The sequence below is a fragment of the uncultured Brevundimonas sp. genome, assembly GCF_937870815.1.
Classification (GTDB): Bacteria; Pseudomonadota; Alphaproteobacteria; order Caulobacterales; family Caulobacteraceae; genus Brevundimonas.
The window spans coordinates 38,836-63,283 of sequence record NZ_CALMZS010000212.1; the positions used below are offsets into that span (position 1 = coordinate 38,836).

At 71.3% G+C, this 24,448-nt stretch carries 27 protein-coding genes; 20 read left to right on the top strand and 7 right to left on the bottom strand.

Annotation, left to right across the window (positions count from 1 at the left end):
• Positions 1–128 precede the first annotated feature (128 nt).
• Both Q0588_RS14940 and Q0588_RS14945 read right to left on the bottom strand, forming a co-directional pair.
• Entirely contained in the window at positions 129–1,304 is a 1,176-nt protein-coding gene (locus Q0588_RS14940; protein ID WP_298747753.1) for a hypothetical protein, read from the bottom strand.
• Positions 1,305–1,386: 82 nt separating this feature from the next.
• Positions 1,387–2,322, bottom strand: a complete 936-nt coding sequence (locus Q0588_RS14945; protein WP_298747755.1) for a ribose-phosphate pyrophosphokinase — start codon at positions 2,320–2,322, stop codon at positions 1,387–1,389.
• A gap of 205 nt (positions 2,323–2,527) precedes the next feature.
• Here Q0588_RS14945 and Q0588_RS14950 point away from each other — a divergent pair, with 205 nt between their 5' ends.
• From Q0588_RS14950 to recN, 4 genes are all read left to right on the top strand, one after another.
• Entirely contained in the window at positions 2,528–3,388 is an 861-nt protein-coding gene (locus tag Q0588_RS14950) for an outer membrane protein assembly factor BamD (RefSeq protein ID WP_298747757.1), read from the top strand.
• A 36-nt stretch (positions 3,389–3,424) separates the two neighbouring features.
• Positions 3,425–3,688 (top strand): BrnT family toxin, encoded by a 264-nt coding sequence (locus tag Q0588_RS14955; protein ID WP_298747759.1) that lies wholly within the window; start codon positions 3,425–3,427, stop codon positions 3,686–3,688.
• Complete coding sequence (locus tag Q0588_RS14960) at positions 3,673–3,951, top strand: BrnA antitoxin family protein (protein WP_298747761.1); 279 nt, start codon at positions 3,673–3,675, stop codon at positions 3,949–3,951. The genes Q0588_RS14955 and Q0588_RS14960 overlap by 16 nt, the downstream gene beginning before the upstream one ends.
• Before the next feature lie 62 nt (positions 3,952–4,013).
• Entirely contained in the window at positions 4,014–5,714 is a 1,701-nt protein-coding gene (gene recN, locus Q0588_RS14965) for a DNA repair protein RecN (RefSeq protein ID WP_298747763.1), read from the top strand.
• A 236-nt stretch (positions 5,715–5,950) separates the two neighbouring features.
• Here recN and Q0588_RS14970 read toward each other — a convergent pair whose 3' ends face one another.
• From Q0588_RS14970 to Q0588_RS14985, 4 genes are all read right to left on the bottom strand, one after another.
• Entirely contained in the window at positions 5,951–6,856 is a 906-nt protein-coding gene (locus Q0588_RS14970) for a cobalamin biosynthesis protein CbiG (protein ID WP_298747765.1), read from the bottom strand.
• 78 nt (positions 6,857–6,934) lie between these two features.
• Positions 6,935–7,450, bottom strand: a complete 516-nt coding sequence (locus Q0588_RS14975; RefSeq protein ID WP_298747767.1) for a hypothetical protein — start codon at positions 7,448–7,450, stop codon at positions 6,935–6,937.
• Between the two features lie 2 nt (positions 7,451–7,452).
• On the bottom strand, positions 7,453–8,250 hold the full coding sequence (locus Q0588_RS14980; protein ID WP_298747769.1) for an exodeoxyribonuclease III: 798 nt from the start codon (positions 8,248–8,250) through the stop codon (positions 7,453–7,455).
• 107 nt (positions 8,251–8,357) lie between these two features.
• Positions 8,358–9,341, bottom strand: coding sequence for a hypothetical protein (locus tag Q0588_RS14985; RefSeq protein ID WP_298747771.1), 984 nt, complete (start codon positions 9,339–9,341; stop codon positions 8,358–8,360).
• A 139-nt stretch (positions 9,342–9,480) separates the two neighbouring features.
• On the opposite strand from Q0588_RS14985, the gene Q0588_RS14990 reads away from it, so the two are divergent.
• The 6 genes from Q0588_RS14990 to Q0588_RS15015 are packed head-to-tail and all read left to right on the top strand — an operon-like array spanning position 9,481 to position 14,359.
• Complete coding sequence (locus Q0588_RS14990; RefSeq protein ID WP_298747773.1) at positions 9,481–10,572, top strand: MBL fold metallo-hydrolase; 1,092 nt, start codon at positions 9,481–9,483, stop codon at positions 10,570–10,572.
• Entirely contained in the window at positions 10,569–11,342 is a 774-nt protein-coding gene (locus tag Q0588_RS14995; protein ID WP_298747775.1) for an enoyl-CoA hydratase, read from the top strand. The genes Q0588_RS14990 and Q0588_RS14995 overlap by 4 nt, the downstream gene beginning before the upstream one ends.
• Before the next feature lie 47 nt (positions 11,343–11,389).
• The gene (locus Q0588_RS15000; protein WP_298747777.1) at positions 11,390–11,899 is read left to right on the top strand and encodes an N-acetyltransferase; all 510 of its coding nucleotides are present in this window, start codon (positions 11,390–11,392) and stop codon (positions 11,897–11,899) included.
• A gap of 17 nt (positions 11,900–11,916) precedes the next feature.
• Positions 11,917–12,483 carry a DUF1285 domain-containing protein gene (locus Q0588_RS15005; RefSeq protein ID WP_298747780.1) on the top strand — a complete coding sequence of 189 codons (567 nt, stop codon included), beginning with the start codon at positions 11,917–11,919 and terminating at the stop codon, positions 12,481–12,483.
• Complete coding sequence (locus Q0588_RS15010; RefSeq protein WP_298747783.1) at positions 12,480–13,142, top strand: CoA pyrophosphatase; 663 nt, start codon at positions 12,480–12,482, stop codon at positions 13,140–13,142. The genes Q0588_RS15005 and Q0588_RS15010 overlap by 4 nt, the downstream gene beginning before the upstream one ends.
• Positions 13,139–14,359, top strand: coding sequence for a CCA tRNA nucleotidyltransferase (locus Q0588_RS15015; RefSeq protein WP_298747786.1), 1,221 nt, complete (start codon positions 13,139–13,141; stop codon positions 14,357–14,359). Before Q0588_RS15010 ends, Q0588_RS15015 begins: the two co-directional genes overlap by 4 nt.
• Here the strand turns inward: Q0588_RS15015 and Q0588_RS15020 are convergent.
• Positions 14,340–15,338 (bottom strand): endonuclease/exonuclease/phosphatase family protein, encoded by a 999-nt coding sequence (locus Q0588_RS15020; protein WP_298747788.1) that lies wholly within the window; start codon positions 15,336–15,338, stop codon positions 14,340–14,342. The genes Q0588_RS15015 and Q0588_RS15020 overlap by 20 nt on opposite strands.
• 31 nt (positions 15,339–15,369) lie before the next feature.
• Here Q0588_RS15020 and Q0588_RS15025 point away from each other — a divergent pair, with 31 nt between their 5' ends.
• From Q0588_RS15025 to Q0588_RS15070, 10 genes are all read left to right on the top strand, one after another.
• Entirely contained in the window at positions 15,370–15,849 is a 480-nt protein-coding gene (locus Q0588_RS15025) for a DUF4112 domain-containing protein (RefSeq protein ID WP_298747791.1), read from the top strand.
• Between the two features lie 158 nt (positions 15,850–16,007).
• Entirely contained in the window at positions 16,008–17,480 is a 1,473-nt protein-coding gene (locus Q0588_RS15030; protein ID WP_298747794.1) for a DUF2793 domain-containing protein, read from the top strand.
• A gap of 5 nt (positions 17,481–17,485) precedes the next feature.
• The gene (locus tag Q0588_RS15035) at positions 17,486–17,641 is read left to right on the top strand and encodes a hypothetical protein (RefSeq protein WP_298747796.1); all 156 of its coding nucleotides are present in this window, start codon (positions 17,486–17,488) and stop codon (positions 17,639–17,641) included.
• Complete coding sequence (locus tag Q0588_RS15040) at positions 17,638–17,910, top strand: hypothetical protein (protein ID WP_298747799.1); 273 nt, start codon at positions 17,638–17,640, stop codon at positions 17,908–17,910. The genes Q0588_RS15035 and Q0588_RS15040 overlap by 4 nt, the downstream gene beginning before the upstream one ends.
• A 4-nt stretch (positions 17,911–17,914) precedes the next feature.
• The gene (locus Q0588_RS15045; RefSeq protein WP_298747803.1) at positions 17,915–18,298 is read left to right on the top strand and encodes a M15 family metallopeptidase; all 384 of its coding nucleotides are present in this window, start codon (positions 17,915–17,917) and stop codon (positions 18,296–18,298) included.
• Positions 18,295–18,756 carry a hypothetical protein gene (locus tag Q0588_RS15050; protein ID WP_298747806.1) on the top strand — a complete coding sequence of 154 codons (462 nt, stop codon included), beginning with the start codon at positions 18,295–18,297 and terminating at the stop codon, positions 18,754–18,756. The genes Q0588_RS15045 and Q0588_RS15050 overlap by 4 nt, the downstream gene beginning before the upstream one ends.
• Positions 18,757–19,177: 421 nt before the next feature.
• Entirely contained in the window at positions 19,178–20,011 is an 834-nt protein-coding gene (locus Q0588_RS15055; protein ID WP_298747809.1) for a flagellin, read from the top strand.
• Between the two features lie 87 nt (positions 20,012–20,098).
• A complete protein-coding gene (locus Q0588_RS15060; RefSeq protein ID WP_298747811.1) occupies positions 20,099–20,386 on the top strand; it encodes a flagellar protein FlaG in 288 nt (95 codons plus the stop codon).
• A 130-nt stretch (positions 20,387–20,516) separates the two neighbouring features.
• Positions 20,517–21,353 carry a flagellin gene (locus Q0588_RS15065; RefSeq protein ID WP_298747813.1) on the top strand — a complete coding sequence of 279 codons (837 nt, stop codon included), beginning with the start codon at positions 20,517–20,519 and terminating at the stop codon, positions 21,351–21,353.
• 265 nt (positions 21,354–21,618) lie between these two features.
• Positions 21,619–24,372 (top strand): transcriptional regulator, encoded by a 2,754-nt coding sequence (locus Q0588_RS15070; RefSeq protein WP_298747816.1) that lies wholly within the window; start codon positions 21,619–21,621, stop codon positions 24,370–24,372.
• Positions 24,373–24,448 lie beyond the last annotated feature (76 nt).

Here is a 24,448-nt window from a genome sequence, read left to right on the forward strand (position 1 = left end):
AAATCCCCACCCTGGACGCACGGCGCCGTCTCCCGGCGCCGGAAGTTCGGACCCCTTATAACGCCGACAAAACCATTCCACGAGCGTTAATGCGGGCCCATGGCGCCGCGCGTCGCCCGTGGACCCGGTCAGTCAGACGGGGCGCGGTCCGGCCCGGTGTTCAATCTTTCCGTTATCGAGGGGGCCGGACGTGGGGCAGGCGGGGCCGCCGGCGCGCTCGGGCCGGCCGGCGCAGGGGGGGCGACCGTGATGACGACGGGCTCCGCCGGCGCGGCCTCGACAGGCACGACATCGGAAACGGTGACGATCGGGGCCGGCATCGCCGCCCCCCGCGAGCAGGTCGCCAGATCGCGCACGATGTGGCGGCCCAGGCAGAACATGTCCTCGTAATTGGGCCGCGAGGCGGCCAGGCACTGGAACAGGTTCAGTTTCGACATGGTCAGACAGCCCTGGCTGACGCGATCGAACTGGAGGGCGTCGGTGTTGGCGCGGGCGTTCTCTCCGGCGTAGCCGAGGGCCGCCAGCGCGGCCAGTGCAAGCCCGTTCACCACCGCCGGCGGATAGGGCGGCTTGCGGGGCGCGCCGCTGACCGGAAGGGCGCCGCCGCCACTGTGGGCGGCCTCGAAGAGCCGCGAGGCCTCGTCGGCCGCCGGCTGCATGATCTGGGCGGAGCGGACCTTGGCGACCTCCAGCCGGGCCTCGCGGCCCCAGACCTCGGCCACGCCCCAGGACCGGCGGGGATCATAGGGGGCCTGGATGGCGTAGGCGTCGTTCTCGATCGAGTTGGCGGCCCGGGCAAGGGCGTTGATGTCCGCCGACAGCGTGGCCATGACCAGGCCGGCCGCGGCGTCGGCGCCCGGCAGGGTCGAGGCGTGGCGGGGGTCGGCCACGATGCGGGCCACGAGCCCCTCCCGTGTCGCCTGGTCGTCGGCGAGAGACCGGACGCCGGAGACGAACTCGGGCGACTGCAGGGCGAGGATGGACGCATAGGCGACCAGGCCCCGGGAAATCTGGCCCGGATCATAGGCGGCCCCGCGCCGCAGCGCGGCCTGGATCTGCTCCGGATCGGTGAACCCTCCTTCAAGGGCGGCCATGTCACGGCTGAAGGCCATGTAGACGGCGGCGGCGTCGGCCACGCTTTGATTCAGTCGGATTCTCGGGGGCGTTCGGGCGGCGATTTCGGCGGCCACCCGGGCGGCCTCGATCTCGGCCTTGGTGGGGGCGTCGGAAACACAGCCGGCCAGGACGGCGACGGCGGCGAGGGCGGCGACGGACAGACCGCGGCGCAGGAAAACCGGACGCATCAGGACTCCTCGGACAACCGGCGCCCAGCTACGCCCAACCTGACGGCGCAAATGGGGCAGGACCCGATCGGGTTCCGTGACCTTAATCGAACAACTTGGAGACCGACTCCTCGTTGGCGATCCGCCGGATGGCCTCGCCGATCAGCGGAGCCACGGAAACGCGGCGAATTTTCGAGCAGGTCAGGACCTCGTGGGGGTTCTCGATGGAGTCGGTGATGACCAGCTCCTTGAGCGGCCCGTCGGCGACCCGCTGCACGGCCGGGCCGGACAGCACCCCGTGGCTGATATAGGCCGAAACCTCGGTCGCGCCCTCGTCGATCAGAGCCTGGGCCGCATTGACCAGGGTGCCGCCGGAGTCGACGATGTCGTCGAACAGGATGCAGCGCCGGCCCTCGACTTCGCCGATGATGTTCATCACCTCGCTCTCGCCCGCCTTGGGCCGCCGCTTGTCGACGATGGCGAGGTCGGCATCGAGCCGCGAGGCCAGCGACCGGGCCCGGACCACGCCGCCGACGTCGGGCGAGACGATCATCAGGTCGTCCCCCCCGGGGTAGTGCGCCCTGATATCCTGGGCCAGCACCGGGGTGGCCACCAGGTTGTCGGTCGGGATGTCGAAGAAGCCCTGGATCTGGCCGGCGTGCAGATCCATGGTCAGCACCCGGTCGGCCCCGGCCCGGGTGATCAGATTGGCCACCAGCTTGGCCGAGATCGGCGTGCGGCCACCGGTCTTCCGGTCCTGCCGGGCGTAGCCGAAATAGGGCATCACGGCGGTGATCCGCTTCGCCGAGGCCCGGACGAGGGCGTCGGTGATGATCAGCAGCTCCATCAGATTGTCGTTGGCCGGATAGCTGGTCGACTGCAGCACGAAGACGTCCTCGCCGCGGACGTTCTCCTCGATGACGGCGAACACCTCATTGTCGGCGAACCGCTTCACCTGGGCCTTGGTCAGCGGCATGTCGAGGTGGGCGGCGATGGCCTGGGACAGCGTCCGGTTGGAGTTGCCAGAGAGCAGCTTCATGTCCGGTCATCCTTTCGCCGTCATCGCCCGGCTGAAAATGCGGGCGTCGCGTTGGCGCGCTACATATCAGGGGACGGCCCAGCCACAAGCCGCGGGAGAGTCTTTTTGGCTGACTTCTTCCCGCATTGGCGCGGCGTTGCCGGCTGGTGTAGAGATCGCGTCTCGTTTCCGGGGGCGCCGACGGGTCGATGCCCGCCGGCCTGTCATGTTGAGGTCGTCCTTGCCTGCTTCCAAGTTCCGCGCCGGTCTGATCCTGTCGGCCGTGGCCGTGTCGGCCCTGACGATGTCCGCCTGCGCCGGCCGCGGCGACCGCCCGCGCCTCGCCTATGAGGAGCGCCCGGTCGAGGCGCTTTACAACACCGGCTACCAGCGGCTCGAAAGCCGGCGCTGGGGCGACGCGATCGACTATTTCCAGGAGGTCGAGCGCCAGCATCCGTACTCGGAATGGTCGCGTCGCGCGATCCTGATGCAGATCTACGCCCACTATCAGAGCAATGACTACGCCGAGGCCATCGCGGCGGCGGACCGCTTCATCCAGCTGTTTCCGGGCAATCCCAGCGCGCCCTACGCCTTCTACATGAAGGCGCTGTGCAATTTCGAACAGATCACCGACGTCGGCCGCGACCAGGGCTACGCCCAGGCGGCGCTGGACGGCCTGCGCGACGTCGCCCGCCGCTATCCCGGAACCCCGTACGCCATCGACGCCACGGTCAAGATCGACATGGTCAACGACCAGCTCGCCGGCAAGGAAATGTCGATCGGCCGCTACTACCAGCGCGCCGGCCAGCCGCTGGCCGCGCTGAACCGCTACAAGGCGGTGATCGACAACGAGGCCTATCAGCGGACGTCGCACACCCCGGAGGCCCTGTACCGGCTGGTCGAGGTCAACCTGCAGCTCGGCCTCAAGGAAGAGGCGACCCGCAACGGGGCCGTGCTGGGCCACAACTATCCGGGCAGCCCCTGGTACGCCGAGGCCTACGCCCTGCTGACCGAAGAGGGCCGCCGGCCCGACGTCGCCCCGACCGGCGAGCGCGAAAGCTGGCTGCGCCGGATCATCCCGGGCTGAGTCGGCTTGACCTCGGTCATTTATGTAGCTACATAAATGATCGTCTTCGATCCGGAGAAGGACAGGGCCAACATCGCCAAACACGGGGTGTCCCTTCGGCTGGCCGAAGAGATGGACCTGGACACAGCGGTGATCGTGATCGACACCCGTCACGACTACAAGGAACTGAGACGTAACGCCTATGGGCTGATCAACGGCGTCCTCCACGCACTCACCTACACGATGCGTGGCAGCGACATACGGGCGATCAGCTTGCGACGAGCGCGTGAGACGGAGGTTCTCAAATGGATAAGAAGGTGAAATGGGACGAAGTCGAGCTTGATCAAGACGATGCTCCCGAATTGACAGAGGAAATCCTGGCTCGGGCGTGTCCCGCTCGGGAGGTGCTGCCGGGACATGTTATGGCGCAGTTCAGGCGTTCTCCAGGTCGCCCCAAGGCCGAAACGCCCAAACAACAGGTCACGCTGCGGCTGGACGCTGATGTGCTGGCGCACTGGCGCGCCAAGGGGGCAGGGTGGCAGTCGGGAATCAACGCGGCCCTGCGCCGGGCATCCGGCCTGTGAAGTATCGCGTCGTCGGCTTGCGGCGAAGGTAGACTGACCGCAATGCCGAATCGCCGCCTTTCATGCTGACCGCCCTCTCCATCCGCGACATCGTGCTGGTGGATGTGCTCGACCTCGAGGTCGAGGGCGGCCTGACGGTGCTGACCGGCGAGACCGGAGCCGGCAAGTCCATCATTCTCGATGCACTGGGCCTGGCGCTGGGCGCGCGGGCGGACGCCGGGCTGGTCCGGGCGGGCGCCAAACAGGCCTCGGCCACCGCCGTCTTCACGGCGCCCGACGATCCGGCCCTGCTGGAGATGATCGCCGAGCGCGGCTTTGAAGTCTCGGCGGGCGGGGACCTGATCCTGCGCCGCACCCTGACGGCCGACGGCCGCAGCCGCGCCTTCGTCAACGATCAGCCCGCCGGGGTCGCCGCCCTGCGCGAGATCGGCCAGGCGCTGGTGGAGGTGCATGGCCAGCACGAGACCGTCGGCCTGCTGGACTGGAAGACCCATCGCGGTCTGCTGGACAACTACGGCGGTCTGCAACCGCAACTCGCCGGGGTCGCCGCCGCCGCCGACCGGCTGAAGGCCGCCGAACGCGCCGTGGCCGACCTGAAGGCCGCCGCCGCCGAGGCCGCCGCCCATCGCGAAGAGCTGGAGCAAAATCTCGCCGATCTCGACGCACTCGATCCGCGCGCCGACGAGGAGACGGAACTGGCCGGGGAGCGCGCCCTGCTCGGCGCGGCGGAGAAGGCCATCGCCGACCTTTCGGACGCCCGCGCCTCGCTGGGCGGGGACAGGCTGTCGCGCAACCTCGCCGCCGCCCTGCGCGCCGTCGAGCACGCCCGCCAGCGGGCCGGGCAGGCCGGCGCGGATCCCGAACACCCGCTGCTGCAGAAGCTGGCCGCCGCGGCCGAGGCCATCGACCGCACCCTGGTCGAGGCCGAGGAGGCCATCGCCTGCGTCGACGCCGCCGCCGACGCCTTCGATTTCGAGCCGGGGCGCCTGGACAGGGCCGAGGAGCGGCTGTTCGCCCTGCGCGCCGCCGCCCGCAAGCTCAACGCCCCGGTCGAACTGCTGCCGACGCTGCGGCTCCGTTTTCGCGAACAGCTGCGGCTGATCGAGGACGGCGCCGAGGCGATCGTCGCCGCCGACCGCGCCGCCTCGGCCGCCCGCGAGGCCTATGACGTCGCCGCCATGCTGCTGACCTCGGCGAGGGAGGCGGCCGCGGAACGCCTGACCACCGCCGTGATGGGCGAGCTCGGGCCATTGAAGCTGGACCGCGCCCGCTTCCGCGTGGCCTTCGAGCCGATGCCCGGGGGGCGGCGCGGACCCTCGGGCGTCGAGACCGTGCGGTTCGAGATCGCCACCAACGCCGGAGCGGACTTCGGCCCGCTGGACGCCATCGCCTCGGGCGGCGAACTGGCCCGTTTCGCCCTCGCCATGAAGGCGGCGCTGGCCGGGCGAGAGGACCAGCGCCAGCCGGTGATGATCTTTGACGAGGTCGACCAGGGCGTCGGCGGCGCGGTGGCCGAGGCCGTGGGGACGCGGCTCCAGCGGCTGTCGCATGGGGGCCAGGTCCTGGTGGTGACCCACAGCCCCCAGGTCGCCGCCCGCGGTCACGCCCACTGGAAGGTCCGCAAGGCCGACCACGCCGGCCTGACCATCACCACTGTCGACGCGCTGGACGAAACGGCCCGCCGCGAGGAGATCGCCCGCATGCTGTCGGGGGCCACCATCACCGACGAGGCCCGGGCTGCGGCCCGGGCCCTGATCGGCTAGAGTGAAATCGGTTTGGACGCGATCGCGTCCAAACCCGGATCTTCGCTCCAGCCTTATACTGGAGCCTGATTCACGACATCGGCGGAAGCGCGAAGCGAGTCCTCCTCAACCGATCAGGCTCTAGAGGGGCGGCCTGCTTTCACCAATGCCGGGAAAAGTGTCCATGTCCGCGATATTTCGCGGGACATTTGGGACATTTCGGCGGGCCGACCGCCGGGTTGAAGCGGATGTGGGGATCAGGCGCCGAGAATCCAGCCCTCTTCCTGCTCGACCTTGGCGATCAGCGCCTCGTCGGCGCCCTTCGGCGGGGCGAAGGCCTTCGACAGCTCGCCGGCCTCGTCCATCCTGGCGAGCGCTTCGGCGGTGGCGCGGACCTGGGCCTGGTCCCTGAACTCGCCGGGATTGGGCTTGCCGTCGAACATCGACGGCCAGACCTCGACGACCAGGGCCGACAGCGGCTCGAGGTCCGCGGCTTCGAGGGCGCGCCAGCCGGTGCCGAACGGCCAGACCGCGCCCGAGGGGCCGAGGCTCTCCAGCAGGCGGCGCACGGCCGGGATGCCGACCAGGGTCTGGCCGCCCACCGCCCCCGCCCCGTGCATCTGCCAGACGCTCTTGGGCTGCAGCCGTCCCTTGCGGACAGCGTCCTCCGTGGCGCGGAACTCGGGAATGTCCGCGCCGGCGCCGGCCGGCGGCTTGGTCGTGGTCAGCCAGCGCTGGGCCTGTTTGGCGGGCGCGCCCCACATCGGCCAGGCCTCGTCGGTCATCAGCCGGTTGACCTTGGCCGCGACCTGATAGCGGTTGTTGGTGTTGTCCGGCTTGTCGACGACGTTGGAGGCGATGAATTTCCACATCGCCCGCCACGGGGTTCCGGTCAGCTTGAGGCGTTCGGCGGTGCCGGCGGGATAGCCGAAATTGAAGTCGAAGCCGACGAGGACCCGGTCGCCGCGCCTGCGGTGTTCGGCCAGCAGGGAGGCCAGAAGCGCCTCGCCCTCGGCGCGCGTCGCCACATTGTGGGTCTCGCTGTAGAGCCGGAAGCGGACGTCGCGCTTGGCCACGCCGATCCACACGGACTGGTCGCCGAGTTTCCTGCTCTCGGCGGCGGTCCAGTCGGCGATGATGTAGGCGTCGAACAGGCGGGCCACGGCGGGCGCTCCGGGTTGGTCGATCACAAGGGATGGAGGCTTCTAGCGTTCCGGGGGGAGGTGCGGAAGGGCGAAGGCTCACCCTCTCAGCAGCGCCTCGAGGTGCGACAGCCAGCGGCGGCCCAGGCGCAGGGCCTCGCCGGGGGAGCTGGTCTGGACCGGCAGGGCGGCGTCCCACAGGGCCAGTTCGAATTCGGGATGCCGGGCGTCCCGGAACATCAGCCGCAATACGACCTGCTCGGCGTCGGGGGCCAGGATGTCGAGCGACTTGCGGGTCTCGCCGCGGCGCACGCGGGCGACGACATGGCCGTCGACGATGATCTCGCCGCCGTCGATCTCCTCGAAGGCGTAGACCAGGCCGGCCGCTCCCCGGCGCCACAGCACGGCGATCTGGCCGCCGTCGAAATCGAGCCCGGCGGCCCGTCCCTCGGCCGGGGACAGGGCCTCGGCTTCCGGCGCGGCTCCGAGGGACTTGAGCAGGGCCCGCCGCATCCGGCGCACCGGCTCCATCCACCAGGCCAGCACCAGGGCGGCCGTGGTCAGGGCCGCCGCCGCCAGCGCCACGAGCAGGATGACCCGGAGCGCCTCGGCCATTCCTAGTCTTCCAGTTCGACCACGACCGGCACGTGGTCGGACGGCCTGTCCATGTCACGGGCGTCGCGGTGCGTCTCGACCGACCGGAAGCGGTCGGCGGCCTGGGGCGAGAGCAGATGGAAATCGATGCGGATGCCGTGGTCTCGCCGCCAGGCCCCGGCCTGGTAGTCCCAGAAGGTGTAGGTCCCCGGCGGCTGGCCGCCCAGCTCCCCGGCGTCGGAAAGTCCGAGATGGCGCAAAGCGTGGAAGGCCGCCCGGCTTCGGGGGTCGAACAGGGCGTCGCCGACCCAGGCCGCCGGGTTCTTCGCATCGGTCGGCGTCGGAATGACGTTGTAGTCGCCGCACAGGGAGAACGCCTCCTCCAGGGCCAGCAGATCGCGGGCATGGCGGTGCAGCCGGTCGAACCAGGCCAGCTTGTAGGCGAACTTGTCGGCGTCGACGGGATTGCCGTTGGGCAGATAGAGACAGCCGACCCGCACGGGGCGCGCCGACTCGACCACCGCCTCGATGTAGCGGGCCTGGCCGGCGTCGGTTTCGTGCCCGGAGTCGTCGACGCCGGGCAGGCCCCTACGGATGTCGGACAGCGGGCGCCTCGAAAGGATGGCGACGCCGTTGTAGCTCTTCTGGCCGTGCGTCTCGACGTTGTAGCCGAGGCTTTCGAAGGGCTCTCGCGGGAATTTCTCGTCGACGCATTTGATTTCCTGCAGGCAGGCCACGTCGGGGGCCGCCGCCTCCAGCCAGGCGAGCACGGTCGGCAGGCGGGCGTTGACCGAGTTGACGTTCCAGGTGGCGATGCGCATCGGTCATGATTACGGCGCGTCGGGGGCCCCTGTGAAGCGGCGATCGATCAAACGAAGACGCCCCCGGGAATCCCCCGGGGGCGCTGCCGTTCGTCCCGGGAACGGGATTACTGTTCGCTGGTCGGCGCCGCGGCGGTGGTGAGGGTGCAGCCGCCGGCGATCGTCGCCGCCTCGACGCAGGTGTGGACCCGCTCCGCGGTGAAGCGGCTTCCGACGCGGGCGAAATAGCCGTCGCCGCCGCCGCACTTCACTTCATAGACCATCAGGCCCTGGGCGTCCCGGCCGACCCGGCGGGCCTGCCGCACGTCGCAGGCGGCGGCCTCGGTGCCGGCCAGGACGGTGCTCCAGGCCCCCAGGCTTTCGGCGGCGGTCGTATAGCGGCAGCTGTCCTGCCGCTGCAGCGTCAGGTCCCAGCAGGGGGTCGCCTTCCAGGTTCCCGCGGCGTTCTCGAGCCAGAATCCGTCGCGGTCGGCGCAGTCGATCTCGTAGATCAGATTGCCGGCGGGGCTCTTGCCGATGGCCGAGCCCCGCTCGACGGTGCAGTCGACGCCGGCGGCGCGGGCGTAGGTCGTCAGGACCGGCACGGGGTCGAGGTTCGCCGGCAGGGTGCACTGCTGGCCCACGTCGGCGGCGGGGTCGCGCAGCCGGCTGGTTTCGGCCTGACCGGCCAGTTCGAGGCAGCTGAAGGCCTGGGGCGGGGTGGAGCTGACGGCGAGGTAGCCCGGCCCCTCGCTGCAGATGACCTCATAGGTCGAATGTTGTTCGGGGGTGACGCCCAGAAGGCTGGCCTCGGACACCTGGCAGCCCACGCCGGCGGCGGTCAGCAGCGCCTGGGCGGCGGCCTTGTTCTCCTCGGGCGTGGCGACAGGGGCGCGATTCCTCTGCTGCGAGCGGTTGCGGCGGTCCCGGCGCTCGCGGGCGCCGTCGCTCGTCCGGCCGGGAAGAACCCGGTCTCCCCGGACGGCGCCGCTGGCGGAATCCGACGCCTCACTGGTCGTGGCGCCCGCTTCCTGGGCCAGGGCCGGCTGCGCCGAAAGCACGGTCAGGGCCAGCAGGGCGCCCGTCAGCGCGAGCAACTTCTTGTGGAACACGTTGGAACTCCGGAGCCGAAACATCGTCGGGGAAATCCATGGCGGCGGCTTGTGGCAGGGTCAAGGCGGCGGATCGCCGATGCTGGACGCGCCTGCCGGCTTCAGCCTATTCTGCCCTAAGTTTCGATTGGAGACGGACTTGGCTGACGGAGTCGCCCTGACGGACCTGGAGCCGCCCGCCCGCGAGGAGCGCGGGCTGAACTATCCGTTCGGGCGGCCTCCGGGCCCCGGCGAGGCGGTCGAGGTCGCGCCGGATGTGCTGTGGATGCGGCTGGCGATGCCGCTGGCGCTGGATCACATCAATGTCTACGCCGTCCGGGACGTCGGCGGCTGGACGCTGGTCGACACCGGCCTGAACCTGCCCGCCACCCGGGCGGAGTGGGACCGGCTGCTGGAGGGTCCGCTGGGCGGCGAGCCGGTCAGCCGTGTCGTCTGCACCCATATGCACCCCGACCACATCGGCCTGGCCGGCTGGCTGTGCGCGCGCTTCGGGGTCCCGTTGACGATGACCCGGCTGGAATATGTCACCGCCCGCATGCTGGTCGCCGACACCGGCCAGCCGGCACCGGAGGAGGGGGCGGTCTTCTACCGCGGGGCCGGCTGGACCGAGGAACAGGTCGCGGCCTACCGGACGGGCTTTGGCCAGTTCGGCCGGTGCGTCTCGCCGCTCCCGCCCGGCTACGTCCGGATGCGCGAGGGCGAGCGGCTGTCGATCGGCGGCCGCGCGTGGCGCGTCGTCGTGGGCGAGGGCCACAGCCCCGAGCACGCCTGTCTGTGGCGCGAGAGCGACGGCGTCGTGCTCGGCGGCGACCAGATCCTGCCGAAGATATCGTCGAATGTCTCGATCTGGCCGACCGAACCGGACGCGGATCCGCTGGGCGAGTGGCTCGAGTCCCTGCAGCGCATGAAGACGGTGTTTCCGGAGGATGTGCTGGTCCTGCCGTCGCACGGAGAGCCGTTCCGCGGCGTTCACACCCGCCTCGACGCCCTGATCCGCGGGCACCGGTCCGCCCTGAAGCGGCTGGAGCGGGCCCTGCGCACGCCGTCCCGGGCCGTCGATGTCTTTTCGGCCCTGTTCGCCCGCCCGGTGGACGACGGCGTGCGAGGCATGGCCACCGGCGAGAGCCTGGCGCATCTCAACCATCTGCTCCATCAGGGCCGGGCGTCGCGCCGCCGCGACGCCGCCGGCGTCGACTGGTGGAGCGCAACCAGACAGGAAACAGAGGCGTGACGGACCACATTCAGACCGGATGGGCCGACGGCGTGCTGACCGTGACGCTGGCGCGGCCCCGGAAAAAGAACGCCATCACCCAGGCGATGTACGCTGCGCTTTCCGACGCGGTCGAAACGGCGCGCCGGGACGACGCCGTCCGGGTGCTGCTGTTCCGTGGCGAGGGCGACAGCTTTTCGGCCGGCAACGACATCGCCGACTTCATCGCGATCGGCTCCCGCGGCGAGCCGCCGCTGGACATGTCGGTGTTCCGCTTCCTCAAGGCGCTGGCCGATTTCGACAAGCCGGTGGTGGCGGCGGTGCGCGGGCGGGCGGTCGGCGTCGGCCTGACCCTGCTCCTGCACTGCGACATGGTGGTGGTGGCCGAGGACGCGCTGTTGTCCGCGCCGTTCGTCAACCTCGCCCTCGCGCCGGAGGCGGCCTCGTCGATGTTGTTGCCGGCGGCCATCGGCCACCGTCGGGCCTTCGAGATGTTCGCCCTGGGCGAGCCGATCGACGGGCGGACGGCGGCGGCCTGGGGCCTGGCCAACCGGGCGGTCCCGGCCGGCCAGGTCGAGGCGGCGGCGGCCGATCTGGCGGCGAAGCTCGCCCTCCGGGCGCCCAATTCGATCCGCAAGACCAAGCGGCTGATGCGCGACGCGGAAGGCCTGTGGGCGCTGATGCAGCGGGAGGGCGAGGCCTTCGGCAGCCAGATGTCCAGCCCGGAGGCCATGGAGGCCTTCCTGGCCTTCAGTCAGAAGCGCGCGCCGGATTTCTCCGGATCAGGCTGATCAATTCGGTTGATTCGGGACCGCCCGGCCCTTAGCTGCGCGCGCCCATGACCGCCACGCCCGCCCTGCCCCCGCTTCCGCGCATCGACGTGGAGACTCCCGCCGACGCCGGCGCCGTCGAGGCGCTGGTGCTGGCCGCCTTCGGCCCGGGACGCTTCGCCAAGACGGCCGAGCGCCTGAGGGAGACGGCGGGGCTGTCGGCGGGGTTCGTGGCGCGCCTCGACGGACGGATCATCGGGTCGGTGCGGCTCTGGGCGATCTGGATCGATGGCGCGCCGGCGCTGTTCCTGGGACCGATCGCCGTGGCGTTCGAGCACCGCAGCGCCGCCCTCGGAACCGAGCTGGTGTCGCGCTGCCTCGACCATGCGCGGACGAAGGATGTCGCCGGAATCCTGCTGGTCGGCGATCTCCCCTATTTCGGGCGTTTCGGCTTCGTCCCCGCGCCGGAGGTGCGGATGCCCGGGCCGGTGGATCAGCGGCGGGTTCTGTGGTGGGGCGACGATCTTCCGCGGGGGCCGGCCTCGCCCTTCGACAGGGGTTTGCCGCCGGGCGCGTGACGCCTAAGTCTGGGGGCATGGCCGACCCCGCCGACAGCAAGACCGGACTGGCCGCCGTCGCCGAGGCGGCGGCGCAGGCCCCCGGCCGCGGCCTGCCCCCGGTGCATCTGTGGAATCCGCCGCACTGCGGCGAGATCGACATCCTGATCCGCCGCGACGGAACCTGGCTGCACGACAGCTCGCCGATCGGCCGGCCCGAACTGGTGCGGCTGTTCTCGACCGTCCTGCGCAAGGATCCGGACGGCTACTGCCTGGTCACGCCGGTCGAGAAGCTGGGCATCCGGGTCGAGGACCTGCCGTTCCGGGCCGTGGCGTTGACGGCGGAAGAGGACCTGCTGCGCTTCACCACCGACGTCGGGGACATGGTCGAGGCCGGGGCGGATCATCCGATCCGGGTGGACACCGATCCGGTCACCGGCGAACCGGGGCCGGCCCTGCACGTCCGCGCCGACCTGTGGGCGCGGATCGTCCGTCCGGTGTTCTATGAGCTGGTCGAATTGGCCGCGGTGGAGGAGGGGCGGCTGGTGGTCCGCTCCGGCGGCCAGGCCTTTCCGCTGGGCCCGGTCGGGGCGGGTGTCGCATGAGTCTTGCGTCGCTGCGCGAACGGCTGGTCGAACGGCTGGCGCCGGCCTCGGCCTGGCGGCCGGACAGTGCGCCGGCGCGATCCGACTTCGATCTCAATCCCGAGGCGCCCCGCCCCGGCCGCACCCTGCGCCCGGCCGCCGTGCTGGTGCCGGTCATCGCCCGGCCCGAAGGCGCGACGGTGCTGATGACCCGCCGTTCCGACAGGCTCGCCAGCCACACAGGCCAGATCGCCTTCCCCGGAGGTCGCCTCGACCCCGGCGAGACGGCCGCCCAGGCCGCCGTGCGCGAAGCCTGGGAGGAGGTGGCGCTTGATCCGGCCGCCGTCGAGATCCTCGGCGTCGGCGACGGCTACGAAACCGTCACCGGCTTCCTGGTCACGCCGGTGGTCGGCTGGCTGGCCGAGGCCCCGATGGTGTCTCCATCGCCCGAGGAGGTGGCCGAGGTGTTCGAGGCGCCGTGGGACTTCCTGATGGATCCGGCCAACCATCGGCGCGATTTCCATGAACCGGAGGGCGGCCCGAGGCGCTGGTACTGGGCCATGCCGTGGCGCGAACGCTATATCTGGGGGGCGACCGCCGCCATCGTCCGCGCCTTGCACAGCCGGCTCTACGGCGATGAAGCCGAACCGGCGGCCGCTGTCGACGAGGACGCCGCATGACTCCCCGTCTTTCCGATCAGCCGTGGCTGACCGCCCCGACGACCCGGGCGGTGATGGCCGCCCTGGAGGCGGCCGGCGGCCCCGACTGCGCGCGCTTCGTCGGCGGCTGCGTCCGCAACGCCCTGATCGGCCAGCCGGTGGCGGACATCGACATCGCCACCACGCTGAAGCCGGAGGCGACGGAGCGCGCCATCCGGGCCGCCGGGCTGAAGGCCGTGCCCACCGGCGTCGCCCACGGCACCGTGACCGCCGTGGCCGACCGGCGGGCGTTCGAGATCACCACCTTGCGCCGCGACGTCTCGACCGACGGCCGCAACGCCACGGTCGCCTTCACCGACGACTGGGCCGAGGACGCCGCCCGCCGGGACTTCCGCCTCAACGCCCTCTATGCCGACGCCGCCGGCCGGGTGTTCGATCCGACCGGCGAGGGCGTAGCCGACGTCCTGGCGGGGCGCGTGGTGTTCGTCGGCGATCCCGTCACCCGCATCCGCGAGGACTTCCTGCGCATCCTGCGCTTCTTCCGTTTCCAGGCCTGGTACGGGCGCGCAGAGCCGGACGCCGCGGCGATCGCCGCCTGCCGCGCGGAGGCCCCAGGCATGGCTCGCCTGTCGGCCGAGCGGGTCTCCAGCGAACTGATGAAGCTGCTGGCGGCGCCCGACCCCCGGACCGCCATGGCCGTCATGGCCGAGGTCGGCGTGCTGGCCCAGGTCCTGCCCGAGGCGGACCTGACGCCTCCGTTCAGCGAGGTGGTGGAGCAGGCCGGCGACCCGGTCGTGCGCCTGATGCTGCTGCTGCCGCCGGACGAGACCGTCGTCCGCCAGGCGGCCACCCGGCTGCGGTTCCCCAACAGCGTCCGCGACCGGCTGGCCTTCGCGGCCCGGGCGCTGCCCGCCGTCAGCCTGTCGATGAGCGATCACGAGGCGCGGGCGGCGCTCTACCGCCATGGGCGCCAGGCCGTCGCCGATGCGGTCGCCCGGCGGTGGGCCCAGGCCCCGGGGCGGAGCGCCGATGCGCGCCGTCTGCTGGACCTGGCCACGGGCTGGACCCGTCCCCGGCTGCCGGTGGGAGGCCGCGACCTCGCCCGTCTCGGGGTCGAGCCGGGGCCGGAGACGGGCCGCCTGCTGAAGGCCTTCGAGCAGGGCTGGATCGCCGACGATTTCCCCGCCGCCGGCCACGCCGAGCGGCTGCGCGCCCTGGTCAGGCCGCCGCGCGGGTGAACTCGACCACCACCGGGCGGTGGTCCGAACCGTTCGGCCGGCCCAGCCGGCGGCGCGCCAGGGCCAGATCCGGCGAGGCGTAGACCTGGTCGATGGTCACGGCGGCCGCCGCCGGCAAGGCGCTGGGCCAGGTTCCGGGGAAACCCGGCGCGGGCCTCAGCCCCGTCTCGGCCTGTAGCAGACGCCCGACGCGGGCGCTCGAGACGCTGTTGAAATCCCCCGCCACGATCGTCGGCCCTGTCAGGTCGGTGCGAATGGCTCCGATCGCCAGGGTCTGTTCGATCTGGCCCCACTGCTCCTGAAACGGCCACGGACGGGTCAGGTGAACGCCGAGGACGTGGACCGGCCCGGCCGGCGTCCGCACCGATGCGCCCACCGCATGCAGGCCGTCGGGGCGGTCCTCGATGGCGACGAGCGGATAGCGCGAGGCGATGACCGAGCGCGCCGGGCCGCTGGGGCGTTCGATCCGCGGCGTGGCGACCCGGTGGGGGTAGCCGGCGAGGACCTCGTCCAGCCGCCCGGCCGGCCCGTCCCCCAGCTCGATCAGCACCACGATGTCCGCGTCGGCGTCCCGGATCGACGCCGTAATGGCTTCGACGTCGCGGTTCCGGGCCCACAGATTGGCGGAATACAGCCGCACGACCGGCGCGCCCGCCTCGGCCGCCGGCCCGCCGGGGAACCACTGCGGAAGCACGGCCATGAAAAGGGCGATACAGGCCACAAGGCCGTGCAGGGCGGCCAATTTCAACCGGGTCAGGGCCAGCAGGGCGGTCAGCGCCGCCGTGGCGACCAGCGTCGGGGCTGTGAACTGGGCGAGGAGATCCAACCAGCGGTGACCGATCCCGCTCAAGGCGACGAGCGCCACGCCGAGCGGAGCCGAGAGCGCCAGTCGCGCCAGCCCGTCGAGGAGGCCGCGCGGCCGCCACTCCCTCACCAGTCTGTCGCGAGCTTGTGTTTCAGGTTGAACAGGGGGCGTCATGGCGCGTTACGGTCTCGCTTCGGAGGAAGGCATGGCCAGACGGACGATCGGCGATATCGAGAAAATCTGGAGCAATGTCGAGGGCGTCAAGAAACTCTCCGACCGGGCCGTCCGCATCGGGCCTTTCGGCATCGGCCTCGACGGCCTGCTGACCTGGGTGCCGGTGGTGGGCACGGTCTATTCGGTCGGCGCGGCCGGCTGGCTGCTCGTCCAGGCGGCGCGGGTGAAGGCGTCGCCGGTCACCGTGGCCCGCATGGTGGCCTATCTCGGCCTCGACAGCGTCACGACGGCTGTGGGCGAAATCCCCTTCCTCGACTTCGTGCCGAGCGTCGTCGACGTGCTGTTCCCGGGCCATCTGATGGCGGCCAAGGCCCTGCAAAGGGACATCGAGACGACGCATTGGGTCGAAGCCAGCGAGAGGGAGGCGCGCGCCTCGGGCGAGCATGACCGCCATGTCGCGGACATGCGGCGGAAGGGCGGATTGAGGCGTGTGGCCTACCTGTCTGACTGAACGACGTTCGACAATGCTGGCCTTTCCGCTCCAGTCATCACACTTTCGCAATCTACGTCATTGATATCGAACGACATCGTCTCGTCGTCAGCGTCCTGAACGCGCCCTGGGAGCGGCCCGGCGCAGACTCGTCTCCGACAGTTTCCGGAGACTTCCTGATGAGCGACGACCAGACCGCCCGCCTCGGCCTTCCCTATCTGGCCGCGGGCCAGATGCAGAAGCATGTGACGCTGAACGAGGCCCTGACCCGGCTCGACGCCGTGGTCCAGACGGCCGTGGTCAGCCGCACCGCGTCGGACCAGCCCGCGGCGCCGGCGGACGGAGCCCTGTACATCCTGCCCGCCGGCGCGACCGGACCGGTCTGGGCCGGGCAGCCGGCCGGGGCCCTGCTCCGCGCCGAGGCGGGCGGCTGGAGCGTGGTCGCGGCGCCGGAAGGGCTGATCGCCCTGGTCCTCGATGCCGGAGAAGTGGTCGTCCGCAGCGGCGGCGGTTGGCTGGCGTTGGGCGAACGACTCGACGTTGTCCAGGAGTTGACGCGGTTCGGCTTCGGAACCACCGCGGACGCCGCCAATCCGTTCGCCGTGCGGGCCGGCAAGGTTCTCTGGACGGCGCCCGGATCGGGCGGCGGCGGCGACCTGCGTCTGACCTTCAACAAGGAAGCGCCGGCCGATGTCCTCTCCCTGCTGTTTCAGAGCGCCTGGGGCGGGCGGGCGGAAATCGGCCTGATCGGCGACGACGACCTGAGATTGAAGGTGAGCGCCGACGGGGCGGCGTGGCAGGAGGTCTGGTCGGTCGAGCGGGCGTCCGGCCGGATCCGCTTCGAACAGGGCGCGACGCGGCGTCTGGTGACGGCGCTGACGGCTGACGGAAGCTACGCCACCCCGCCCTGGGCCCGGACCATTGAGGCCGTCGCCGTGGGCGGCGGCGGGGGCGGCGGCGGCGGGGCCTTCGGCCCGACCGGGTCGCGGTTCGGCGGCGGCGGCGGCGGCGCGGGGGGCGTCAGCCGGGCGATCTGGCCCGCAGACCAGCTGGCGACGGGCCTGACCGTGGCGGTGGGGGTCGGCGGAGCCGGAGGGACTGCGGCCGCGGGGGCGGGGGGCGGCGGTTCGGTCGTCTATCTCGGCTCGACCGCCCTCCTGATCGCCCCGGGCGGCGGCGGCGGCGGTCTGGGCGGGGCCACGGGCGGAGCGGCCGGCGTCGCCGGCGCGGGGGCGCCGAATTCCAATGGCGGCGGCGCATCCAGCGTCACCGCGGCGGGCGTGACCGGCAAGAGTTTCGATCGCCCGGACGCCCCGGGCGGCGGCGGCGGCGGCGGCGGACTCGACGGCTCCGCGACGGCGCGACCCGGCGGAGCCGGCGGCGACGGCGGCGCGCTGTCGGTCAAGGCGGCCGGAGGCGCGGGCGGAGACGGCGCTCCCGGTCTGGCCGGGACCGCTTCGCCCCTGCCGGCGCTGTACTGGGCGGGAGGCGGCGGCGGCGGCGGGAGCGCCTCGGCTTCGGGCCAGGGTCACGGCGGCGGCGCGGGCGGTGCGGCCGGCGGCGGCGGCGGCGGCGGAGGGGCGGGGGAGACCGCCGGAGGCGTGGGCGGCGCCGGCGCCAACGGTCGCGTGTGGCTGATCGCCGAGGGATGACCATCATGCCCCGATTCCACACCCCGCTCGCGCCCGTCCTGCTCGACGACGAGGTCCGGGACCTTCCGGGCCGGTTCTCGGAGGAGGACCTCTACGCCGAGGCGGGGAGCTCCCGCCGGCGCGGCGACCGGCCCTTCGACGAGCAGGAGGATGACCGATGATCGACGCCGTGGACGCTCCCGCCCCCCCGGCGCCGCTGGCGGAGGGGCGCTGGCTCTGGCGCCGGCTCTATGTCTTCGCCAGCACGGGGGCCGCGTGGCTGCTGCTCGACCGGCTGATCGCCCTGACGCCGCCGGCGGCGGCGCTTCCGCTGGCCCGGGGTCTGATGGCGCTGCTGGCCCTGACCATGGTCCTCTATCTGGTCGCTCCGACTGCCCAGCAGCTGATCGCCAGCCTGCGGTCGCTGCGGCCGCCGCTGGGCGGGGACTGAGCCGATGGGCTTTCGACTCTCCACCCGTTCGCTCAGGCGCCTGGACGGCGTGCATCCCCGGCTGGTCGCCCTGGCGCGCGAGGCCATCGCCCTCAGTCCGGTGGATTTCATGGTCACCGAAGGCCTGCGGACGCGGGCGCGGCAAGCCGCCCTTGTGCGCGCCGGGGCCAGCCGCACGAAGCATTCGCGCCATCTGACCGGCCACGCCATCGACGTCGCCGCCCTGATCGACGGCCAGGTGCGCTGGGACTGGCCGCTGTATCCGCGCATCGCCGCCGCCTTCAAGGCGGCCGCCGTCCGGCAGGGCACGGCCATCGTCTGGGGCGGCGACTGGCCGAACCTGCGCGACGGACCGCATTTCGAGCTCGACCGGACGGTGTTCCCGTGAGGACGCCGGCGCTCCTTCGAATCCTGACGCCCGCCGGCTGGACCGTGCTGGTCCTGGCGCTGGTCGCCGTCGCGGGCGTGGCCGGACGCGGCCTCGGCCTGAGCTGGGATCCGCTCGACCTGTCCGGGCGGCGTCTGCGGGCGGCGGAAGCGCGCGCCTCGGCCGCCGCCGCCGAGGCGGGCGCGCGCCGGCTCGAGACCGAAGCCATGGTCGATCAGGCCCGCCGCCTCGATCACGCCCATCAACAGACCGTCGCGGTCGAGCGGGTCACCGCCGTCGCCGCGGCCCAGGCCAGGAACGCACATGACGCCTCCCATCCGCTGGACCCGGCTCGCGCCGATCGGCTTCGCCGCCATGACCGCGAGCTGTGCCGCCTCTCTCCCGCCGTCTGCGGTCCCGCCAAGGCTGACCCTGCCGCCGGCGGCGGTCAGGCCGTGCCGGCTGGACCGGCTGGCTGAATCGCCCACCCAGGGCGACCTTGAGGCGGCCTATGTCGCCCGCGGAGCCGCCCTCGTGGCCTGCGAGGCGGCCCGCGAACTGGCCGTCGCGACGCTGCTGGCCGAGCGGGAGATCCAGGATCGCTGGCGCGAGGCCGGGACGCCGCGTCGCCGCCTCTGGCCGTGGTGAGCCGCCGCCCATGGCGCGGCGCGGGGGCTCCACTGCAACTGTTGCCGGGTCGGGCGGCAAATCCTGCCGGGCTCCCGGCAAAACCTGCCGGACGGCTGACGTGCTTAACAGGAACTAACGCAGCAAAAACAACCGATCCCCGTCTGGCACGACCGATCCGCCGCTGGTCCCGTCCTTGCTGCGCTCCGACCGGGCAAAATGCTCCCGGCAGCCAAAATGGCGTCGGACACCTTGAAAGAAGGACTACGTGCCATGGCGCTGAACAGCGTTAACACGAACGTGGGCGCGATGATCGCCCTCCAGAACCTGCAGGTTACGAACAACGAACTCAGCACGGTTCAGAACCGCATCAACACCGGCCTGAAGGTGTCGTCCGCCAAGGACAACGGCGCCATCTGGGCCATCGCCCAGGGACAACGTGCTGAAATCGGCGCCCTGAATGCCGTCAAGGACAGTCTGAACCGTGGCCAATCGGCCGTGGACGTCGCCCTCTCGGCCGGCGAGTCGGTCTCCGACCTGCTCACCCAGCTGAAGGAAAAGGCCCTCGCGGCCACCGACTCCAGCCTGACGACCTCGGCTCGGTCGGCCCTGAACGAAGACTTCAAGGCCATCCGCGACCAGATCGCCACCGTGGTGTCGAACGCCAAGTTCAACGGGGTCAACCTGCTGGACAACTCGACCGGCACCGGCGGCTACAAGGCCCTGGCCAACACCACCGGAGCCACCATCAAAGCGGCGGGTGAAAACCTGTCGCTGGGCGGCGCCAATGTGACGGTCACGGCGACCACCGTCATCGGCACCGCGTCCCAGGCCACCGCCGCCCTGGGCCTGGTCAACGCTTCGATCGACAAGGTCTCGGCCTCCCTGGCTCGCCTGGGCACCGGCTCCAAGTCGTTCTCGACCCACCTGACCTTCGTCGGCAAGCTGCAGGACACCATCGAAGCCGGTGTCGGCAACCTGGTCGACGCCGACCTGGCCAAGGAAAGCGCCCGGCTGCAGTCCCTGCAAACCAAGCAACAGCTGGGTGTGCAGGCGCTGTCGATCGCCAACTCCTCGACCTCCATCCTGCTCGGACTGTTCCGCTAAGGATCGACCGGAAGGGCGGGGCCTCGCGGCTCCGCCCGACCGTCCGCCCGCACAGCGCGCAACGCCGACTGATCGTCGGAGGGAGAGATGGAGAACAATGCCAAGATAGATCCGATCGGCGCCGTCGCCGTCCAGCCCGCCGCCGCATCGACCGCGAGCGGCGATTTCCACGACTCCCGGTTCGCGCGGGAGGCCGAACGCGCCGCCCGCTACCGCCTGGTGATCGAGGAGGGGCCGCAATCCGGGTCCTTCATCTACAAGACGCTCGACCGGATCACCGGCGAGGTCGTCAAGCAGCTGCCGCGCCAGCAGGTCGTCGACCTGATGCAGGCCGCCCGGTACAGCGCCGGCTCGGTGATCGACACCAGGGCCTGACGCGCCAGAGACCCCGCCCCATCCGCCGCGCAGGAGCGATCCGCGCGGTTAAAATGCGTGGTTATCGGCCGTTAACCATGTGTGCACGGTTATCCTCCTAGCCTTGGCCAAACCTGAAAGGCCGAGTCGGATGACGAACAGCGTCCACACCAACACTTCCGCCGCCATCGCACTGCAGAACCTGTCGCGCACAAATGACCGTCTCGGCGACGTCCAGGGCCGCATCTCGACCGGCCTGAAGGTGCAGGGCGCCAAGGACAACGCCGCCATCTGGGCCATCGCCCAGCAACAGCGGGCCGACGTCGGCGCGCTCGGCGCCGTCAAGCAGAGCCTCGACCGGGCCACCTCCATCGCGGATGTGGCCCTCTCCGCCGGCGAGTCCGTCTCCGATCTCCTGAACCAGCTGAAGGAGAAGGTGGTCGCGGCGAAGGACACCTCGCTGAAGACCCAGTCCCGGGAGCTTCTGAACGCCGATTTCCAGGCTCTGCTCCGGGCCATCGGCTCGGCCGTCGAAAACGCCACCTTCGACGGCGGCAACATCCTCGACGGGTCGCTCAGCGCGGGCATCCGCTTCCTCGCCAACGCCGACGCGACCTCGTTCGTCACCCTGTCGGTCAAGGACCTCAGCCTCGGCGGGGCGATCATCGAACTGTCGACGTCGGACAGCCTGCTGACCCTCACCGGCGCGACCCAGGCCCTGACCCGCCTCGACGACTCCATCACCCAGCTCAACGCCGCCCTCGGCGAGATCGGGGCGCAGGCGAAGCAGATCGAGGCGCACAACAGCTTCGTCTCCAAGCTGGTCGATACGCTGGAGTCGGGGATCGGCAACCTGGTCGACGCCGATCTGGCCAAGGAGAGCGCGCGTTTGCAGGCCCTCCAGGTTCAGCAGCAGCTCGGCGCCCAGTCGCTGTCGATCGCCAACCAGGCGCCGCAGATCATCCTGTCGCTGTTCCGGGGCGGCTAGACTTCAGATCCGGCGGGCTCCCGAGCGGCCGATATAGACCGGAGCCGGTCGCCGCCTTGGGGCGCGGGGTCCGAACCCGTACAGGGAGAGCAACGATCTCAGGGTTTCGACGAAGGCGGACATGACGCACGTCTCCTGCTCCAGCGGCGAGGCTCCAACCATCGCCGGCGGCCATTGTTCCCTGAGTCGCGTTCGGAGTCGCTCCGTGGGCGGACGTTAAGGCCTCGTTACGCCCGCCCCGTCACACTGACGGCGGGAGTGCGGCGTGATCAACAACAGCTATCTTCTCGGTCTTTTCGGCGGCACGGCGCCGCTCGCGATGGACGCCACGACGTCTGCGAGCCTGAGACAGGCTGCCCGCAAACAGCCGACGCCGCCCTGGTCCACCGGCGTCGAACCGGCGAAGCCGGACGCCCTCGTCCGGGCGGCCCTCGGGGGACGGAAATTCATCAATGAGGACGCGGCCCGGCTGGACGTAAAGACGGCGTCGGCGGACTATCGCAAGCTGTTCGCCCTTTATCAGGGGCTGGATACGCTCAACGCCCTGGTTAACCGGTCGGTGGTCAAGGGGATCGGCAGCCTCGAGCTGACGCAACTCGGCAAGCGCTTTTCGGCGGGGCTGAGCGAGATCGGATCGTGGCTGACCGCCGCCGAGTTCGAGTCGGTTCGCCTGGTCCAGGGCGCCTCCAGGACGACCAGCAAGACCACGGCCGCGGTGCCTCGTGACAGCGCCCGGTCGGTCACCGGCCCGATCCACGAGGGCCCGGTCGATTCGGTGGTCGCCGCCTTCCAGGGGGACGTCCGTTTCAACATCACCATCACGCAGCCGGTCGGGGGCGGCGGCTCCCAGACCACGGCGACCCCGATCGACCTCGCCGACATGGGCGCGACGCCGCGCACGCTCGACAATGTGCTCGCCCACATCAACGGAAAGCTGGAGGCGGCGGGGTTCCAGACCCGCGTCGGGCGCGAGCAGATCAAGGCGGAGCCAAAGACGATCCAGGTCAACGGCAAGGCCGTGACCCTGCCGGCCGGCCCCGACCGGTGGGCCTTGGCGATTCGCGGGACATCGACGGAAACCGTCGGCTTCACGGCCCCGGATACGTCCGACGCCGTCTATGTGGTTCAGGCGGCCGGAACCAACGGGGCGGCGCAATTGCTGAAATTCCACGGCGGCGGCGGCGCGGCGGCGCAACCGGCCGGCGGCGGGATCGGAGAAACCCGGTGGGTCGACGGCCGCCTGTCGCAGGACGCCCTTCCCGCCGGCGTGGATGATGTCCGGGCCAGCGCCGTCGGCCCTGACGGGTCGTTGTGGATGGTGGCCGACGTCGATGCCGGGTCCGGAACCCAGCCGATCAAGGGGATCCGCGACGTGGCCCTGATGAAATACGATTCGGCGGGGCGTCTGGTGGCGACGCGAACGCTCGGCGCGGCCTCGACCGCCAACGGCTACGCCATCGCCATCGCCGCCAATGGCGACGTCGCCGTGGCCGGTTCGGTGACCGGCGCGCTCAACACCAGCCCCACGGACGCCGGAAAGCCCGGCGAGGTCGCCGACGTCGCCGACAGCTTCGTCACGGTCTTCGACGGGGACGGTCAGGAGCTCTGGACGCAGAGACGCGGGGCGCGCGCCGCCGACGAGGCGACCTCGGTCGGCTTCGGCGCGGACGGGACGGTCTATGTCGGCGGACGGGCCAGATCGGCCATGACCGGCGCCGCCGCGGTCGGGGGCTGGGATGGCTACGTCCAGGCCTTCAAGGCGGAGGAGCCCTATCCGACGGCGGGCCTGGTCGTCGCCGCCACGGCGACGACCCAGTTCGGCACGGCCGGGGACGACAGCGTCGACGCCATGACCATCGACGGTCCGAACCTCTATACGGCGGGGGTCGAGAACGGCCGCGCCGTCGTGCGCCATTTCACCCTCGACGCCGCGGGCGCGCCGACCCTGGCCTCGACCCGCGACCTCGGGACCATCGCCGGCGAGATCAGCGGCGTGGCCGTCTCGGCCGGCCAGGTGATTGTGACCGGCGCGAGCCGCGACAGCGGTCTTTCGGCCGGCGCCGTGACCACGGCCCATTCGGGCGCGAGGGACGTCTTCGTCGTGACGGTGTCCGCCGACCTGGCGGCCTCGGCCGGAGACCGCACGACCTGGTACGGCGGCCCCGGCGAAGACAGCGCCGCCGACGTGAAGGTCCACAACGGCAAGGTCTGGATCACCGGCGTCGCCGATCGTGACCCGGCCGCCGCGGCCGCCGACCCCGCCCGCGGTTATCTGGCGCGCATCGACCCCCTGACCGGCGCCGTCGAATATGAGCGGACCTGGTCCGGCGACGGCGACCAAGCCCGGCCTCTCACGCTGGCGGTGGCGACCGGCGGTGCCAGCGTGCTGGATCGCCTGGGCCTGCCCCGGGGCGACATCGACCAGAGCGACTCCAAACGGCTGATCGACGCGACCTCGCTGCGCGTGGGCGACCGGTTCTACGTCAGCCCGGCCGACGGGGGCCGTTCGGTCCCGGTCACCATCGCCGCCAAGGACACGCTGGCCAGCCTGGCGCGCAAGATAGAGATCGCCTCCAACGGCAAGCTCAAGGTCACGGTCGCCTCCGAGGGCGGCTCGGTGACCGGCGGGAACGGCGAGGTCGCCACCACCACCGGCGGGTTCCAGCGCCTGTCGATCATGGCGCGCGACGGCAAGTCGGGCGCCGTCCTGACGTCCGGAGAGACGGGACGGGACGCCCTGGCCGGACTGGGGCTGTCGTCAGGCTACATCGGGGCCGCGGCGGACGGGGACGGACCCAAGACCTTCGGTCTGGATCTGCCCGCCGGCCTGCGGATCGGCGACGCCGCCGCGGCCAAGACCGCGGGCGAGCGCATCCAGGCGGCGATGAAGGCCGTCCGCGACGCCTATCGCTCGCTCGATCCCGCGGCCAGCGCCTCCGCCGTCGGCGGTCCGGTTCCGGCCTATCTGACCAATCAGCTGGCCAATTATCAGGCCGCCCTGGCGCGGCTGGGCGGCTGACGGAGCCGGGGCGACCGGAGAGGCCCGGGACGAAGGCCGTTGACGCGCCCTAGGCGGGCGGGGTTATTGGGCGCTC